We start from the raw sequence: 18,185 nt of genomic DNA, 5'->3' as shown, positions 1-18,185 counted from the left end.
ACATCCTATCTAATTACAAACCTAGCTAGTAGATTCTGCACTATTGATTAACTCGTGGTATTTGTTGGCGATTATTTCCATATTGATTTTGTAATCAACATGGTCTTCGATAAATTTTCTGTTATTTAAAACGCATTCCTTTCTGTAGGTCGTGTTTTTAAAAGCCCACAGTATTTCGTTAGCAAGCATGTTTGAATCATCAACCGTGATTAACTGTCCGTTTTTGCGATGGGAGATCCAACTTTGATTCCCAGCTATATCAGTAACAATAGGATAGCAATTTGAGGCCATAGCTTCAAACAATGATGCTGATACCCCTTCAGTAATAGGCATGCTAATGTAGAAATTTGATTGTTGTAATAATTTAGGTAATTCTGTATTTTGAATTCTTCCCCTGAAGAAAACCTTCTTTTCAATATTTAGTTGTTTTGCTAAGTCTTTTAAGTTAGAAAGTTGCTTTCCATCCCCAACAATAGTAAGACTGAAGTCAACTCCTTTTTTGTTTAAAAGACCAAATGATTTTAAAATAATATCATGACGGTATTCAGGCAATAGAGAACGAGTGACAATTGCGCTAATTTTTTCAGGATTTGCGGTATTTTTGTTTACAAATTTAGTCAGGTCAATTCCTTTTGGCAGGACCATAACTTTGTTCATATCTACATTGGCAGCAGCCATAGAAATAGTCATTACCGGTCCCCAGGCATGAATGAGTGTCGCTTTTTTAAAGGCGTGTTTTTGAATTATTTTTTTGAATGGTAATAAAATAGAACTTTCAGGCCATAAATCAGTTCTGCCTTGTTGTGCTATTGCTACAGGTTTTTTACCAGACAAAGCAGCAAGAACGCCATAGCTTGTTGTTCTTTCGGCAATGACCATATCTGGTTGTTGTAATTTTATTATTTCCTTAATTTTAATCAGTGCAAAGGTAAATTCTAAAATCCGTAGAATTCTGTTGGAAAAAGTATCGCTTGGTGTTTTTAATTCCCAACTAATTATTTCAAAATCGCCAAATTCTTTTAGACCATTTGTCCACGTTAAAGCATCAGCTCTATAAGATTCGCCAAGAAAAAGTATTTTTCTTTTTTTCATCGAAATAAATTAAAATTCATCAGTGGTCAATGCCCGGTTGATAAATTCATTTAAAGGCTTTAAAAGGATTAGTTTTTCACTCGTTTTTGAAACAAAATCTTTTTGCAGGATTTCTGATATGTCAAATGGAACACTGGCTTCAAAACTTTTTAATTTTAATAGTTCAATAGCTGGATGTTCTTTATCGTATCCTCTTGGTGGGTTCTTGAGTGTGCTTTTTTCATTTCGATCAAAATCTCCAAATACCTTTTTAAATTCTTTTTCATTTAAAATTTCTTCTAAATCATCATGAAAATAGGCAATTTCTTTGCGAACTTTTTTTAAGTCATCTGCTAACGGCGCATAGAATCCGCCAGCGATAAAGCTGGCTCCTTTTTCGATATGAACATAATAGCCAGCACGACTTTGTCCTTTTGTTCCTGACGAAAGCCAGACTCCTATATGTGATTTGTAGGGTGATTTATCTTTGGAAAACCGAATGTCCCGATTGATTCTAAAAGTGCAGTTTTTTACTTCTAACAGTTCTAATGTGGGGTCCAAAGGCTTCATGATATCAAGAAAGTCAGCGACCAATTGATGGTAGTCTTTTTTGAAAATCTCGTATCTTTTTTTATTGTCTAAAAACCAATCCCGGTTATTGTTTTCTCGTAAATCTTCGAGGAATTGTAGTGAGTCTTTTGAAAGCATGCTGTTGCTGTTGTAATTATGTTCTTAAATCTTCGTCACTTCTAGAGTTAGAATAATTCTATTTACATCTTTGTAAGGCAGGGCGTCGTTCTTTTTCAAGGAGCAGACCGGTTTACATAGAGAAAATCAATGATTTTTTACTAGCAATATTAGCTTCTTATATCGATGATTTAGTCTGTTGATTTATTAAGACCTGCAGCGCTCCATTTTGTATAGCCACCTTCTAGTTCATAGATGTTTTTGAAGCCTAATTCCTGAAGCTTTTCAGTTGCTTTTCTACTTCGATTACCACTTTTACAATAAACAAAAACTGGTTTTGTCTTATCAAATGTTTCTGCGTCAGCAACAAAACGGTCTCCAAGCCAATTTACATTTTCTGCATTTTTAATGTGTCCCTCTGTAAATTCCTCAGGAGTACGTACATCTAGGATTTGTGGATTTTGGGTTGTGTTAATTGTTTCAGCAAAATCTTTTGCTTCAATTATTTTTATGTTTTTTGAAGCTTGACCGTTACATGATAGTATAACGAAAGAAACTAGTAAGAATAATATTGAACGAAATTTCATTGGAATTTGTTTTTAAATTTGAATAGGCTAAAATAAGTAAATTATCAGCAAAGGAGCATTTTATATCTTAAAATAAGCATGCTATAAGTTAAATATTTTATAAGATTGATGTGTCGATTTTACAATTGCTTCGGTGCGCTCAGGGTGTGTGTCGGAGATGAACAGTTGTCCAAAGGTGTCACTATTGACCATTGCTATTATTTTTGCTACCCGACTTTCGTCTAGCTTATCAAATATATCATCAAATAATAAAATGGGTTTTACGCCGCTTTGTTTTTTTAGAAATTCAAATTGTGCCAACTTTAAGGCAATCAGGAAAGATTTTTGTTGTCCCTGGGAGCCAAATTTCTTAATAGGGTGGCCGTCGATTTCAAATGATAAGTCATCCTTGTGTGTGCCCACGCTGGTATAATGTAACGCTCTATCTTTATTTATGTTTTCTTGTAAAAGTGTCAGTAAGTTATTTTCGAATAAATGACTTTCATAAACAAGCTGAACAGTCTCTTGAGATCCCGTTATCGCATGGTGATGGCTATTAAAAATAGGAATGAATTGCGCTACGAATTCTTTTCTTTTTTCGAAAATGGATTTTCCATAACTATCAAGTTGTTCATTATATATAGAAAGTGTGTCATTTTCGAAAACGCGGTTCAGTGCGAAGTATTTCAGTAAAGCATTGCGTTGGTTTAGTACTTTTTGATACTGAATTAGCTGTTGTAAGTATTGCGGGTCTAACTGTGAAATGACGCTATCCATGAATTTTCTTCTGGTTTCGCTGCCTTCAACAATTAAATCGCGATCTGCCGGAGAGATGATGACTAATGGAATAAAACCAATATGGTCTGAAAATTTGTCATAGGCTTTGCCATTGCGTTTCAATACTTTTTTTTGTCCTTTCTTTAAACTGCATACAACCTGTTCGTTTCTTTCATTTTTGATAAACTCGGCATCAATAACAAAAAACTCTTCGCCGTGTTTGATATTCTGTACCGCTAATGGATTGAAATAACTTTTGCCATAGGACAAATGATAGATAGCATCCAATACATTTGTTTTTCCGATGCCGTTCTTACCTACAAAACAAATTATCTTGCCGTCAAATTCGAAATTTGCTTCTGAAAAGTTCTTGTAATTGAATAATGAAATCTTTTTTAAATACATCTTTAGGGCTTACAGGTATTGAGGAGTTTATTATTTTTAAAGGGCTTTTTTAAAGAGGGTGCAAATTATTGAAAATTATTGATATAAAGGAGTTTTAAAGCTTTTGTGTGCTAATTATTTTTAGTTATAACAGAATGAGAGATGCCTAAAACAAAATATTTTTTTTATTTAAATATAAAATCCTAGTTTTTTTGTGTGGGTTTGAATAAAAATTTTATTTTTGCCGTTCACTAAATTAAAAATAAATGGCTACTTACAGTAAAAGAGGATATAAAGCACCAAAAGAAAGAGCAGTAGATGATTCTGTTGAGGATGTAATCATCGATGAAAAAGACAGTACGACTGCTGGTGTTTTTTCAACATTAGATGAAACGGCTTCAAAAACGGAAGATTTTGTTGCTAAAAATCAGAATTGGATTATTGGTGTTGTAGGAGCTGTTGCTTTAGTAACTATTGGTTATTTAGTGTATCAAAAATTTATTGCTGAGCCAAAACAACTGGAAGCTGCAGATGAAATGTTTGTCGCACAACAAAACTTTCAACAAGCTACAGACGGTATTGCGAGCGATTCATTATATAAATTGTCTTTAAACGGTTCTGAAGGTAAATTTGGATTCATTAAAATAGCAGATGAGTATTCAGGTACTGATGCTGGAAATTTGGCTAATTATTATGCTGGAATGGCTTACCTAAACACAGGTAAATATGCTGAAGCAATTGATTATTTAGGTAAATTCAAATCAGAAGATATTATTTTGAGTAGTTTAGCAATTGGTGCAATGGGAGATGCTTATGCAGAAAACAATAAGCCAGAAGACGCATTGAAAAATTACGTTAAAGCTGCTGAAACAAATAAAAATGATTTTACTACACCACGTTTTTTATTGAAAGCTGGAAAAACAGCTTTGGCTTTAGATAAAAAAGAAGATGCATTAAAATATTTCACTGATATTAAAGACAATTACGAGGCGTCTCCAGAGGCTGCTTCAGTTGATGTTTTAATCGGTTTAGCACAATAGTAAAAAAAGGGTTTAAGTTTCTGGATTAAGATTACAGTTTTTTGATTTCAAAATTCTATCTTTAACTGATGAAATATAAAAATTCAATTTTAAAAACTATATCAAATGGCGACCTTAAATAAAAACTTATCCGTTTATGATAAAAACAGTGTTCCAAAAGCGAAAAATTTTCGTTTTGGAGTCGTTGTTGCCGAATGGAACGAAGATATAACAGAAGGGTTATACAATGGAGCAGAAAAGGCATTTTTAGAAAATAGTGTTCCGAAGGAACATATTATTCGTTGGAATGTTCCTGGAAGTTTCGAACTTATTTATGGATGTAAAAAAATGCTGCAAACTCAGAACGTAGATGCTGTAATAGCTATAGGTTGTGTGATTCAGGGGCAAACTAAGCATTTTGATTTTGTGTGTGAAGGAGTCACTCAAGGAATAAAAGACTTGAATGTTCAAACGGATATTCCTGTTATTTTTTGTGTTCTTACAGATAATACCATGCAACAATCAATTGATCGAAGTGGTGGGATTCATGGTAATAAAGGAACAGAAGCTGCAATAGCGGCTATTAAAATGGCTTTTATTCGTCAGCAGGCTTCATTAACGCATCAAAAAGGAAATCAAAATTTATTGTCAACCGGTCCTTTGAGAATAGAGGAGGGAACAACTTTAGAGTTAAAAGAATAAAACAGTAAATTATTATTATAAGGCCTATACTATTTTAGTTAATAGTATAGGTTTTTTGTTTTATTTATGACTGGGTAAACCCTAAAACCCAACATAAATTCATTAAATTTGTGCACTTTGGTTTTAAAAATAAAACGTAAACTTTAAATAAATATTTTTTAATGTCGAGTATCATTCAATTGCTTCCTGATCATGTCGCTAACCAAATTGCTGCTGGAGAAGTCGTACAAAGACCTGCTTCTGTTGTCAAAGAATTGCTTGAAAATGCAGTCGATGCAAAAGCAAGTGATATTAAGCTAATTATAAAAGACGCAGGGAAAGCATTAGTTCAGGTTATTGATAATGGACTTGGAATGACTGTTACCGATGCGCGATTGTGTTTTGAGCGTCATGCTACTTCAAAAATACGTCAAGCTGAGGATTTATTTTCTTTGCATACAAAAGGGTTTCGTGGGGAAGCGTTGGCTTCTATTGCTGCGATTGCTCATGTAGAGATGAAAACAAAACAAGATCAAGAAGAGTTAGGAACGCAAATTATTGTTGAAGGTAGTAAGTTTGTATCTCAAGAAGTAGCAGTACTGCCTAAAGGGACTTCTTTTGCGGTTAAAAATCTGTTTTTCAATATTCCTGCACGCCGTAACTTTTTAAAGTCGGATACGGTTGAATACCGTCATATTATCGATGAGTTTCAACGTGTTGCTTTGGCACACCCAAATATCTATTTTACTTTCTTTCATAACGGAAGTGAAATGTTCAATTTGCCTCCTTCAAGTATGAGACAGCGAATTGTAAATGTGTTTTCTGGTAAAACCAATGAAAAGCTGGTTCCAGTTCAAGAAGAGACTGAAATCGTAACGATTCAAGGTTTTGTCAGTAAGCCTGAATTTGCTAAAAAAAATAGAGGAGAACAGTTTTTCTTTGTGAATGATAGATTTATTAAAAGTGGTTATTTGCATCATGCAATTATGGCTGCTTATGATGGTATTTTAAGAGATGGGGCGCAACCCAGTTATTTTTTATATTTAACGGTGCCGCCTAATACGATTGATATTAACATTCATCCTACCAAAACAGAAATTAAGTTTGATGATGAGCATGCCATGTATGCTATTTTAAGAGCTTCGATTAAACATAGTTTAGGTCAGTTTAATGTGGCGCCAGTTTTAGATTTCGACAGAGATTCTAATTTGGACACGCCCTACCATTATAAAGATTTAGAGGGTGCTACACCTACAATACAAGTCGATGGGAGTTTTAATCCTTTTTCGGATGATAAAGTAAATAAGCATTATTCTGGTTCTAGTTATAAAAAACCGGAACCAACAGCTAGTTGGGAAAGTTTGTACGTAGGATTAAAGCAAGAAGGGGAGTTTATTTCCGGGAATACTGATTTTTCATTCGAAAGCGAAGAAGTGACTGGATCTTTGTTTAATGAGGAAGAAGTGGAGCAAACCGTTAATAATGCCTACCAAATTCATAAAAAATATATCGTTTCTCCTATTAAATCAGGAATGGTTATTGTTGATCAGCAACGGGCGCACCAAAGAGTGTTGTACGAGCAGTTTTTGACTAATATGACAGTTAACCAGGCATCTAGTCAGCAATTGTTATTTCCTTTGGATTTATTTTTTTCGGCTATTGAAACGGAGCTTATCCAGGATTTAAAATTGTCATTGGTGAATACCGGTTTTGTTTTTGAAGAAACTAGTGCAGATCATGTTGTTATTTCCGGGATTCCGGTTAATGTAACTGAAAGCGAAGTTTCTTTGGTTTTAGAACAATTATTAAGCGATTTACAAGATGGAATTCCTGACAGTAGTTTTAGTCAAAATGATACGATTGCAAAATCAATGGCCAAAAGTTTAGCCGTAAAAACAGGGACGGCTTTAACAGTAAAAGAACAGGAGAATTTGATAAACGGTCTTTTTGCCTGTAAAGATCCCAATGTTTCCCCTTTTCAAAAACCAACTTTCATCACTATGCGTGTGGAAGATTTAGATAAAAAATTTGCACTATGAGAAATGTAACCGAAACGGTAAAACAGTTAATTATAATTAATGTTCTTTTTTTTGTTGGAACTTTGGTCGTAGGAGATCAAGCCTATAAAATGTTAGCCATGTTTTTTCCTGAAAATAATGGTTTCCAAATATGGCAGCCTATCACGCATATGTTCATGCATGGTGGTTTTATGCATATCTTTTTCAATATGTTTGCTTTGTATTCCTTTGGGTCTGCTTTAGAAAGTTTTTGGGGAAGTAAAAAATTTATATTTTTTTATATTTCTTGTGGTTTAGGTGCTGCCTTATTGCATACGGGGATTAATTATTATTATTTCAATGATGCTATAAATACGCTGGCTGCGAATGGTTTTCCTAAGGCTGAAGTTCTTCAAATTTTAAACGAAGGTAAAATAAACACACAGTGGCAGGAGCTATTAACCGCTTCGCAATATAAAAACTTTATTAGCGCTTTTATGGGAACTGTAGTTGGAGCCTCTGGTGCTATCTACGGGGTAATTGTCGCATTTGCATTTATGTTTCCTAATGCTGAATTGGCTTTGATGTTTATTCCTGTGCCTATAAAAGCAAAATATTTTGTACCTGGTTTAGTTTTAGTAGATTTGTATTTAGGAGTTTCCGGACAATCTATTTTCGGCGGGGGTGGAATCGCGCATTTCGCTCACGTAGGTGGAGCTTTATTTGGCTTTTTGATTATGTGGTACTGGAAGAAGAATCAATTCAATGACAACAGGTGGAACTAATTTTTCTTCTTGTAAAGAATATTATTTCATAAAAAAAATAAATACAAAGAATGAATATTATAGATGACTTAAAAATGCAGTATAAGTTAGGTGGTGTAGCCCATAGATTAATCTATTGGAATGTTGCCTGCTTTCTGGTTTCGTTGGTCTTTTTCTATGAGTTTAAGTTGGGATCATTTTACTTTCCTAATTGGGTTGCTTTGTCAACAGAGCCTTCTGTTTTTGGACTGATGCCTTGGACATTCTTAACTTATTCGTTTTTTCATGACGGATTTTGGCATTTACTTTTTAATATGATGGTTTTTAATTTTGCTAGCTCGTTGTTTTTAACCTTTTTTACGCAAAAACAATTACTGGGTCTGTATATTTTAGGGGCTATTTTTGCTGGTGTTGCTTTTGTTCTAGGGTATTATATTTTGAATTTAAGTGCTTCTATTGTAGGTGCATCAGCAGCAATTATGGCTGTTTTAGTAGCTGTTACGACTTATCAGCCGTTGATGAATGTTAGGTTGTTATTGATAGGAAATATTAAGTTATGGCATATCACAGCGGTGATTTTAATATTGGATCTGATGCAGTTTCGTTTAGACAATACAGGTGGGCATATCTCTCACCTTGCGGGTGCTTTTTTTGGTTTTCTTTTTATTCGATTACTTCAAAAGGGAACTGACTTGAGCGAAATCGTAACTGGAGTTATTACTTTCTTTGTTAATTTGTTTAAAAAATCAGCCTCGACGCCATTTAAAAAAGTACATAAAAATTACAGTAAACCAGTAGAAAAAAGGGTTTCAAAAATTATTACAAAAGATAAGGCGCAGCAACAAATCGATGAAATCTTAGATAAAATTAGTCAGTCAGGATATGATAGTTTGACTAAAGACGAAAAAGAATTTTTGTTTAAGGTTGGAAAATAGGAACTTTATAACATATTTTAGAAATAAATTAAATAGTTAGCTGTAAGTAATTTGACAATCTAATTCGTGGAATAAGTAAAAATATGAAAAAACTTTCTTGGTTCAATAAAGCAATGTATAGTTTGAACATTGTTCTTATTATCGTCACTTTTGTCGCTTATATTCTACCATTTTTGGCTCCAAAGATATTTCCAATTTTATCTGTGTTAACGCTTTTTATGCCTTTTTTTTTCATTCTGAATGGTTTATTTTTCTTGTATTGGGGCTTCCAATTTAAAAAGCGAATGATTTTATCAGGTTTGGTACTTTTAATCGGAATTACCTTTATTAATAAATTTTATAAATTTTCAGCAAAAGTATATCCGCCAGATGAAAAAAATTTCACTGTGATGAGTTACAACGTCCGTTTGTTTAATTTATTTAAGTGGTTAGATAAGGCAGATGTTCCGGGGGATATTCTAGAGTTTATAAATGACAAAAACCCTGATATTTTATGCATTCAGGAGTTTTCTTCTTCTGCCGTAATTGATTTAAAAGTGTACCGCCATAAATATATTTTGATGGAAGGGAACAAAATTAAAACGGGACAAGCCATTTTTTCTAAATTCCCCATAATAAATCAAGGAAGTATTATATTTCCTAGCTCTAATAATAATGTTATATATGCCGATATAAAGAAAGGAAAGGATATCATTAGGGTTTATAATATGCACTTGCAATCCATTAAAATTTCACCTGATGTTAATGAAATATCAGAGAATATAGATGTGATTAATAAGAATAAATCCCAAATGATGCTTATTAGAATCAGTAAAGCTTTTAAGCAACAACAGCAACAAGCAGAGATTTTTAAGAAGCATGAAAAAAAATGTGAATATCCTATTATCATATGTGGAGATATGAATAACAGCGCATTTTCTTATGTGTATAGAAGTATTAAAGGAACGCTAAAAGATAGTTTTGAAGAAGCTGGTAAAGGATTTGGAGCAACTTATAAGTTCAAGTATTACCCTACTAGAATTGACTATATTTTTGCTGATGAGAAGATGACCGTCAAAATGTTCGAAAGCTTTCCTGAATTTGAGAACTCTGATCATTATCCTATTATGGCACAGCTTTCATTGGAATAAAAGAACAGCACTTTTATCTAATCACTAATTGTTGGTTTTTCATATAGTCTAAGGCAAATTTACCTTCATTGAATAGTAAGTCAAGAACGCTTAGGTTGTTAATGAAGCCATGTTTGTCATCAAATACCTGAATGTATTTTTCAAATGAGGAAAGGTCTTTTTTTCCATCTGCAAGAGATCTGCAATCTAAAATCAGGTTAGAATCTACTTCTTTTACATATTCTTGAGTGGTAATATAGTCAAACTTTTCACGCATACATTTAGAGATGATTTCTAAAGTCTCAAAATTTAAATCTAATAGAAATTTGTGTTTTTTCTCATAGAAAGGTCGAATGTCATCTTCGAAAAATTCAAAAAATGGTGAGCTTCTATATGCTGTTTCTAGCGATTTGTAGTGTTGTTTCTGCCAGTCAAAATCACTATCTACTTCAATATCTTTGGTACTTTGATGGTTAGCTTTAGAGTGCTTAACAGGAATGTTTAGTAACTGAATTCCATTAGGGCTATAAATGTAAGTACGGTTTCTATTAGTTTGTTTTTGGAAATTATCCTCTATTTCAAGTATAATACCGTCTGATTGCGACATGGCAACAAAATGGCTTATTGATGGGAAGTAGGTAGGGTGGAGGATTGTATTCATAGTTTTGTTTTTTTTGTTCAGGTTTAAAGTCTCAATTAGTATGAGTGACTTTAAACCTGAACATTTAAACTAGATGGTTTTTTTATCTTTTCTTTTTTTCCAAAAATACTCTCCAACAAAAAACACTGCTAATGCAATTAAGAAATATTTAAAATAGGATTGTGGTTGCCCTTCGCCACTAACGGTTGTGAAAACTCGGTCCCATCTTATTTTATTTAGCCCTTTTCCATTAGTATCCCAGCTCAACCAGATGAATACTGGTTTACCTACAATATGATTTTCTGGTACAAATCCCCAGTAACGGCTATCTTCCGAGTTGTGGCGATTGTCACCCATCATCCAATAGTAATTTTGTTTGAAGGTATAATTTTTAACAATCTCACCATTTAATCTGATTTCGTTTCCTGTAACCTTAAGATCGTTTTTGTCTCCGGCATCATTTAATTCATAATCAGTAATAATCCTTTTGTAAAATGGTAATGTTTCAGTAGTCAACGTCACTGTTTGTCCTTTTTGAGGAATATAAATTGGACCATAATTATCACGATTCCATTTATTGATGTGTGGGAATATTCCGCCTTCTGTTCCTTGAGAAATTTCTTGGGTTACAGCTGTTATTCCGGGTACATTTCGCAGTCTTGCAGCTCCCGCAGCAGTTAATGCTCTAAACAGTAACGTGTCTTTTGAGGCACCTTTGTATCCAATGCCATCAGTTACGTCCATATCTTTTAATAGATATTCAAAATCAATAGGCGTTTTACCGTCTAAGGCAACTGTATAAGAAAATTGAGGTTTTGCTCTTTCTGGTAATTGTAGTACTTTACCATCAATATAAACGATTCCATCTTTTATTGATAAACTGTCTCCGGGAATCCCTACGCATCTTTTTACATAGTTCGATTTTTTATCGATTGGTTTAATCACACCAGGAGTTCCTTTTGCTTCAAAGAAGTAATGCACGGTGTCCACAGGCCAGTTAAAAACAACAATATCTGTTCGTTTTATGTCTTCTATTCCGGGTAATCTTAAATACGGAATTTGTGGCCAGTTCAGGTATGATTTTGTTTTGACAACTGGAATTGAATCGTGAACCATTGGTAATGCAACAGCAGTCATGGGTACTCTCGCACCGTAGTTAACTTTGCTGACAAATAGAAAATCTCCAATCAATAGAGACTTTTCTAAAGACGCTGTTGGAATAGTATAAGGTTGTACAAAATAAGTGTGTACTAAGGTGGCTACAATAATAGCAAACAACAAAGAGCTTACCGTATCTGCGGTTTTATTTTGAGGGTGTATGCTTCTGTCAGCAACATATTCTAGTTTTTGAGTATAATTGATATAGTAGATATATAAACCACAAGTAATTACTCCTAAAAAAGTATCTAAGCTTGATTTTTTTCCAAAACTTCTCAATGTTTCGATCCAGATTACTGGAAACATAATAAGATTTATAATTGGAATAAAAAGTAAAAGCGTCCACCAAGTAGGGCGACCGATGATTTTCATCAATACAATAGCGTTGTAAACTGGAATTCCTGCTTCCCAACGTTTTCTGCCGGCGGCTTCATATAATTTCCAAGTTCCTAAAAAGTGTATTATTTGTACAAATAGGAAAAATACAAACCATTGATATATAGACATAACTTAGTTTTTTTTAGTTTTATAGGATGGGAAGTTTAATGGGTGTTTCCCGGAATTTTATTTGATTTATTTTAATTCTAAAACGTCCTTCATTGTGAAAACGCCATTTTTACCTACAATCCACTCGGCTGCAATTACGGCACCAAGAGCAAATCCTTCACGATTGTGTGCGGTGTGTTTTATCTCGATACTATCAACAGCTGAATTATAAGTTACTGTATGTGTTCCAGGAACGTTTCCAATTCTTTTTGCTTCAATGTGAATTTGATTTTCTGCTGGTGTATCTAGAGTCCAATTTGTATAATTGCTATTTTCAATTACTCCTTTAGCTAATGAAATAGCAGTCCCACTAGGAGCGTCTAGTTTTTGTGTATGGTGAATTTCCTCCATATCAATGCTATAATTATCTAGTTTAGCCATCATTTTAGCTAAGTATTCGTTTATTTCGAAAAAAATATTAACGCCTAAACTAAAGTTTGAACTGGATATAAAAGCACCATCTTTAGATGTGCAAAGCGCTACCATTTCGTCGTAATGTTCCAGCCAACCCGTTGTTCCAGAAACGACAGGCACATTAGCGAGAAAACAATTTGAAATATTAGGCACAGCGGCTGTAGGGACGCTGAAATCTATGGCGACATCAGCAGTTGAAAGTCCGTCATAAGTATTGTTTTCATCCTTTTTTAAAACAATCTCATGTCCTCGCTCAAGTGCAATTCTTTCGATTACCTGACCCATTTTTCCGTATCCTAAAAGCGCAATTTTCATTTGGTGTTTATTTATAAATTAAAATATAGATGATAAACGAATTGTTTCGTTTTAAGATCTAAAAATTGTAATTAAAGGTTAGACCTACATTTGCCTTCAATGTTACATCATCCGGGTAAATTACAGGTCGGACTGATAAGTTTTCGTCAACATTAAACTGCAAAAGGGCAGCATCTACGTTAGCGTCAATAATGTTTAAAGCATAAAATGCCACAACAAACAAAGCTGATAAGTCGCGATTTCGTTGGTAGAATTTCTGTCCGGTAATTAATCGGGAGTCATCTAGGTAGGAGTAGTCATCATCACTATATCCTTCTAATCTACGTTTATAGGCATCTCTATATTGATGGTATTTTTTATTACTGTCTAAGTAGAAGTACAGACTGGTTCCAATAGCGCCATACACAAGAGGAATTTTCCAGTATTTTTTATTGTATGCCTGTCCTAAACCTGGTAAAACAGCAGAATAGAAAGCTGCTTTTGCAGGAGTAAGTGGGTCTATGTCATTTGATTTTAGTGTGTCTTTAGCCACGAGAACAGCATCTGTTTTTACTTGAGCAAAAAGAGTGGTGTGTCCTATAATAAAAAAGAACATTCCTATGTAAAGAATTTTATTCACTATCCTTTTATTATTTCCATGATTCTATTGAAGTCTTCTTCTGATTGAAATGGAATTGTAATCTTTCCTTTCCCATTTCCGGCAACTTTTACATCCACTTTGGTTCCGAAATAATTAGTAAAAACCTTTTTCTGTGTTTCTTCAATTTCAAATCCTGATGCTGATTTCGCTTTGGCTGCTGGTTTCGGTTTTAAACTTTCCTGATAGTTTTTTACCAAAGCCTCAGTATCGCGTACAGAAAGGTTTTGACTTACTATTTTTTGATAAATATCAGTTTGAATGTCTAAATCTTCGATGTTGATAATGGCACGACCATGTCCCATGCTAATAAAACCATCACGGATTCCTGTTTGGATAATCGGATCCAGTTTTAAAAGACGTAGATAGTTAGCAATAGTAGAACGTTTTTTTCCTACACGCTCGCTCATTTGTTCCTGAGTCAATTGAATTTCATCAATTAACCTTTGGTAGGAAAGTGCAATTTCTATCGGATCTAAATCATGGCGTTGAATGTTTTCAACCAAAGCCATAATTAAGGATTCATTGTCATTTGCAATACGAATGTATGCTGGAACGGTTGTTAATCCAACTAGGGTAGAAGCACGCAAACGACGTTCTCCTGAAATCAACTGGTATTTATTGAATTCTAATTTTCTAACAGTAATAGGTTGTATTACTCCTAATTCTTTTATAGAAGTAGCAAGTTCTCTTAATGATTCCTCATTAAAATTACTTCGGGGTTGAAAAGGATTAATCTCAATAGCATCTATTTCAAGCTCAATAATATTACCAACGACTTTGTCGGCATTTTTATCGTTTACTGATTTAATGTCGTTTTCTGGATCTTTTAATAGTGCTGATAATCCTCTGCCTAAGGCTTGTTTTTTTAGTGCTTTTGCCATAAAACTATTTGCTGTTTTTCTTTATAACTTCTTGAGCTAAATGTAAATAATTTGCTGCCCCTTTACTGGTTGCGTCATAATTGATGATGCTTTCGCCAAAACTAGGTGCTTCGCTCAATTTTACATTTCTTTGAATGATAGTGTCAAAAACCATATCGTTAAAGTGTTTTTGCACTTCTTCAACAACTTGATTCGATAAACGAAGACGGGAGTCAAACATGGTTAATAATAATCCTTCAATATCTAAATCTGGATTATGGATTTTTTGAATGCTTTTTATTGTATTTAGTAATTTACCCAAACCTTCTAATGCAAAATATTCACATTGAATAGGGATTATTACTGAATCTGCTGCTGTCAATGCATTCAAAGTAAGTAGGCCAAGAGAAGGTGCGCAATCAATGATAATATAATCGTAATCGTCTTTTACGCTCTCTAGTGCTTTTTTAAGCATATATTCCCTGTTTTCCTTGTCTACCAATTCGATTTCGATAGCAACGAGGTCAATATGTGATGGAATAACATCTACGTTTGGTGCAGAACATTTTATAATTGCCTCTCTAGGTGTATTGCTGTGTTCCAAAATTTGGTACGTTCCAATTTCAACTTCGTCTACGTTTATTCCTAAGCCGGAACTCGCATTAGCTTGTGGATCAGCATCTATGAGTAATACTTTCTTTTCTAAAACTCCTAAGGAAGCGGCAAGATTTACAGATGTTGTAGTCTTTCCAACTCCTCCTTTTTGATTAGCAATCGCAATGATTTTGCCCATTTATTTTATAAATTTTGAACCGTAAAAATACAATTTATTATGGTTTCTAAAAATCTATTTTGTTAACATTTGTTAAAGCTTGATTAGGGGCATATTGCTTTGTTTTATGGTATGCTTTTTTAGATTTGGTTTTCTATGATTTTAGGTTGCTGCTGCAGCTTGGTGGTGACGGTGATTAGAGCGTGTGAATTATAGTTTCCGGTTGTTTTAATAGTTCATATTGTTATGTGTTTCGCCTATTTGTAAGGTATTTTATAATTGAGTTTATAAACGGAGATGTTTTATTTATAATGACAGATTTATTAAGATAGTAGCTAAAGCACAAAAGATGAAGCCGATGTGAGTGGTAAATTGTCAGCGTTCTTTCTTATAAACATTTTTTGTTTCTTATTTTTCAAATAGTGTTGTTTAAGCAAAAAATAGTTTTATATTTGCACTCGCTTACGGGGTGTAGCGTAGCTCGGTTATCGCGCCTGCTTTGGGAGCAGGAGGCCGCAGGTTCGAATCCTGCCACCCCGACAAAAACCTTCTTGTGAACCAAGAAGGTTTTTTTATGCCTTTAAATTAGGTGGAGCTTTACTATTTTAAAGTAATGATTAATTTGTAAGTACGATTTTGGTTGTGCTTTTATGAAGTAAGAGAATCGGTATTTAAGTTCTAGTTCTAGTTTTGGATTTGCGAGAAAATACCGCAAGTTCTAATTTTCGTTTTTCGGATTAAAATCTGTCCCTGTTATAAAAAAAAACCTTCTTGTGTATCAAGGAGGTTTTTTTATGCGCTAAAATTTTTATCGCGTTTTGAAATGCGTCAATAGTGTAGTTGTAAAAAGAAAGCTTGTTAAATGAAGTGTGTTTTAATTGTCTTTTTTATTGACAGATAAAGATTGATAGATGTGGTATAATGCTTGTTTATTGTGATCTGCAGTTGAAAATTAAGTTGCGTTTAGGAGTGTAATAAGGTCGTGTTGGTTCTGTGTTTTTTGTTATTTTTTTTAAAAGTAAAAATGCTTGTTGTCTTCTATGTTGTTGGTTAAGTAGGGTATAGAGTTATTGAGAAAATGTAAAAATAGTTTTTTTGCGAACATGTTTTTTTTAATAAAATTAAATAAATAACGAACGTTCGCTTGTTTTATTAAAAACTTTTTTATAGTATTGTACTCTAAATTAAAAGTATCATGGAAAGCGCACTATTAAAACAATCAAAAATTAACTTTTCTAAAGAGGTTAATAATTACTATCCGGAAATTCTAACTGATGAAGCATTAGCATTTATTGTCGCACTGCATGAGAAATTTAATGCAGAAAGATTGCAACTACTAGAAAGTAGAGTTGCACAACAAGCAATTTTTGATAGCGGAAAGTTTCCTGAATTCCCAAGAGAAACTGCAGACATAAGAGAAGCAAATTGGACTGCAGGTACAATTCCACACGATTTACAAGATAGACGTGTAGAAATTACTGGTCCTGTGGATAGAAAAATGATTGTTAATGCTTTAAATTCTGGGGCTAAAACATTTATGGCCGATTTAGAAGATAGTAATTCTCCTACTTGGAAAAATACTATTGAAGGGCAACAAAATTTGATAGATGCTAACGAAAAGACAATTTCCTTAGTCGATACAAAACGTAATAAAACCTATGCATTAAACCAAGAAACGGCTGTTTTATTGGTTAGGCCAAGAGGTTTGCATTTAGATGAAAGACACATTATAATTAACGACGAAAAAGCCTCTGGTAGTTTGGTTGACTTTGGCTTGTATGTTTTCCATAATACGAAAACTATGATGCAAAATGGAACAGCACCTTATTTCTACTTACCCAAATTAGAGCATTATTTAGAAGCGCGTTGGTGGAACAAAGTTTTTGAATTTGCGGAAGAATATTTAGAAGTACCCATCGGAACTTTTAAAGCAACTGTTTTAGTGGAAACTATTACTGCAAGTTTTCAACTAGACGAAATAATTTTTGAACTTAAAGATCATATTGTTGGTTTAAATTGTGGACGTTGGGATTATATTTTCTCGTACATCAAAAAATTTAGAAATCATCCCAATTTTGTAGTGCCAAATCGTGATCAAGTAACCATGACGACACCATTTATGGATGCGTATTCAAAATTGGTTATTCAACGTTGTCATAAAAGAGGAATTCTTGCTATAGGCGGAATGGCTGCACAAATTCCTATTAAAAATGATGAAAAAGCAAATAACGCTGCTCTAGAAAAAGTCAGAAAAGATAAAGAGCGTGAAGTGAAAAATGGACATGATGGTACCTGGGTTGCGCATCCTGCATTAGTTGCGGTTGCTATGGCAGAATTTGATAAACACATGCCAACACTTAACCAATTACATGTAACACGTGATGATGTACATATAACGGAACAAGATTTAGTAGAAATGCCAAAAGGTACTGTAACAGAATCAGGAATTAGAAAGAACATAAACGTTGGTATTTTATATACTGAAGCTTGGCTAAGAGGTCATGGTGCCGTAGCCCTTTATGATTTAATGGAAGATGCTGCAACGGCAGAAATTTCAAGAACTCAAGTTTGGCAGTGGCTACATAATGAAGTTGTTATAGAAGATGGAAGAACTTTTAATATGGCTCTATACAAAGATATTTTTGATAGTGAAATAGAAAAACTAACCGCAGAATTTGGGGAAGAAAAAACAAAAAATTCCAAGTTTGATTTGGCAATTAAATTGTTTGATAAACTTGTTACCACCGAAGAGTTCGAAGAATTTTTAACACTACCAGCATACCAATATATTTAAAAAAAATGTCTCGCAACTACTGCAATAGTTTACGAGACTTAATTATCAAAATCTAG

General features: G+C 33.6%; 17 protein-coding genes and 1 tRNA gene. 8 read left to right on the top strand and 10 right to left on the bottom strand.

Annotated features, from left to right (window positions below):
- Window positions 1-21 precede the first annotated feature (21 nt).
- The 4 genes from QO200_RS00370 to QO200_RS00355 all read right to left on the bottom strand — a co-directional run bounded on the left by QO200_RS00370 (window position 22) and on the right by QO200_RS00355 (window position 3,506).
- Window positions 22-1,092, bottom strand: a complete 1,071-nt coding sequence (locus tag QO200_RS00370; RefSeq protein WP_371535141.1) for a glycosyltransferase — start codon at window positions 1,090-1,092, stop codon at window positions 22-24.
- Between the two features lie 9 nt (window positions 1,093-1,101).
- Entirely contained in the window at window positions 1,102-1,779 is a 678-nt protein-coding gene (locus QO200_RS00365) for a DUF2461 domain-containing protein (RefSeq protein WP_371535140.1), read from the bottom strand.
- Between the two features lie 170 nt (window positions 1,780-1,949).
- Window positions 1,950-2,345: a rhodanese-like domain-containing protein gene (locus tag QO200_RS00360; RefSeq protein WP_371535139.1), complete on the bottom strand. Its 396-nt coding sequence runs from the start codon at window positions 2,343-2,345 to the stop codon at window positions 1,950-1,952.
- A gap of 81 nt (window positions 2,346-2,426) precedes the next feature.
- Window positions 2,427-3,506: a DNA replication/repair protein RecF gene (locus QO200_RS00355; protein WP_371535138.1), complete on the bottom strand. Its 1,080-nt coding sequence runs from the start codon at window positions 3,504-3,506 to the stop codon at window positions 2,427-2,429.
- 245 nt (window positions 3,507-3,751) lie between these two features.
- Between QO200_RS00355 and QO200_RS00350 the strand changes: the two genes are divergently transcribed.
- The 6 genes from QO200_RS00350 to QO200_RS00325 all read left to right on the top strand — a co-directional run bounded on the left by QO200_RS00350 (window position 3,752) and on the right by QO200_RS00325 (window position 10,011).
- On the top strand, window positions 3,752-4,525 hold the full coding sequence (locus tag QO200_RS00350) for a tol-pal system YbgF family protein (protein ID WP_371535137.1): 774 nt from the start codon (window positions 3,752-3,754) through the stop codon (window positions 4,523-4,525).
- A gap of 105 nt (window positions 4,526-4,630) precedes the next feature.
- A complete protein-coding gene (ribH, locus tag QO200_RS00345) occupies window positions 4,631-5,206 on the top strand; it encodes a 6,7-dimethyl-8-ribityllumazine synthase (protein WP_371535136.1) in 576 nt (191 codons plus the stop codon).
- A 161-nt stretch (window positions 5,207-5,367) separates the two neighbouring features.
- Entirely contained in the window at window positions 5,368-7,224 is a 1,857-nt protein-coding gene (gene mutL / locus QO200_RS00340) for a DNA mismatch repair endonuclease MutL (protein WP_371535135.1), read from the top strand.
- The gene (locus QO200_RS00335) at window positions 7,221-7,967 is read left to right on the top strand and encodes a rhomboid family intramembrane serine protease (RefSeq protein ID WP_371535134.1); all 747 of its coding nucleotides are present in this window, start codon (window positions 7,221-7,223) and stop codon (window positions 7,965-7,967) included. Before mutL ends, QO200_RS00335 begins: the two co-directional genes overlap by 4 nt.
- Before the next feature lie 50 nt (window positions 7,968-8,017).
- Window positions 8,018-8,881 carry a rhomboid family intramembrane serine protease gene (locus tag QO200_RS00330; protein WP_371535132.1) on the top strand — a complete coding sequence of 288 codons (864 nt, stop codon included), beginning with the start codon at window positions 8,018-8,020 and terminating at the stop codon, window positions 8,879-8,881.
- Window positions 8,882-8,964: 83 nt separating this feature from the next.
- On the top strand, window positions 8,965-10,011 hold the full coding sequence (locus QO200_RS00325; protein WP_371535131.1) for an endonuclease/exonuclease/phosphatase family protein: 1,047 nt from the start codon (window positions 8,965-8,967) through the stop codon (window positions 10,009-10,011).
- Between the two features lie 13 nt (window positions 10,012-10,024).
- On the opposite strand, the gene QO200_RS00320 is transcribed toward QO200_RS00325, so the two are convergent.
- From QO200_RS00320 to QO200_RS00295, 6 genes are all read right to left on the bottom strand, one after another.
- Complete coding sequence (locus QO200_RS00320; RefSeq protein WP_371535130.1) at window positions 10,025-10,651, bottom strand: WbqC family protein; 627 nt, start codon at window positions 10,649-10,651, stop codon at window positions 10,025-10,027.
- Window positions 10,652-10,720: 69 nt separating this feature from the next.
- Window positions 10,721-12,295, bottom strand: coding sequence for a signal peptidase I (lepB, locus tag QO200_RS00315; RefSeq protein WP_371535129.1), 1,575 nt, complete (start codon window positions 12,293-12,295; stop codon window positions 10,721-10,723).
- 66 nt (window positions 12,296-12,361) lie between these two features.
- Window positions 12,362-13,063 (bottom strand): 4-hydroxy-tetrahydrodipicolinate reductase, encoded by a 702-nt coding sequence (dapB, locus tag QO200_RS00310; RefSeq protein WP_371535127.1) that lies wholly within the window; start codon window positions 13,061-13,063, stop codon window positions 12,362-12,364.
- Window positions 13,064-13,121: 58 nt separating this feature from the next.
- Window positions 13,122-13,682: a DUF5683 domain-containing protein gene (locus tag QO200_RS00305; protein ID WP_371535126.1), complete on the bottom strand. Its 561-nt coding sequence runs from the start codon at window positions 13,680-13,682 to the stop codon at window positions 13,122-13,124.
- A complete protein-coding gene (locus tag QO200_RS00300; RefSeq protein ID WP_371535124.1) occupies window positions 13,682-14,584 on the bottom strand; it encodes a ParB/RepB/Spo0J family partition protein in 903 nt (300 codons plus the stop codon). The genes QO200_RS00305 and QO200_RS00300 overlap by 1 nt, the downstream gene beginning before the upstream one ends.
- 4 nt (window positions 14,585-14,588) lie before the next feature.
- Window positions 14,589-15,356 (bottom strand): ParA family protein, encoded by a 768-nt coding sequence (locus tag QO200_RS00295; RefSeq protein ID WP_091092104.1) that lies wholly within the window; start codon window positions 15,354-15,356, stop codon window positions 14,589-14,591.
- 444 nt (window positions 15,357-15,800) lie between these two features.
- Between QO200_RS00295 and QO200_RS00290 the strand changes: the two genes are divergently transcribed.
- Window positions 15,801-15,875 (top strand) — tRNA-Pro (locus QO200_RS00290).
- A 655-nt stretch (window positions 15,876-16,530) separates the two neighbouring features.
- On the top strand, window positions 16,531-18,129 hold the full coding sequence (gene aceB / locus QO200_RS00285; RefSeq protein ID WP_371535123.1) for a malate synthase A: 1,599 nt from the start codon (window positions 16,531-16,533) through the stop codon (window positions 18,127-18,129).
- The last annotated feature ends 56 nt before the right edge of the window (window positions 18,130-18,185 follow it).

The organism is Flavobacterium sp. Arc3, assembly GCF_041431375.1.
Lineage (GTDB): Bacteria > Bacteroidota > Bacteroidia > Flavobacteriales > Flavobacteriaceae > Flavobacterium.
Note: the sequence above shows the minus strand (reverse complement) of the source record. Positions and strands in the feature narration are given on the sequence as shown.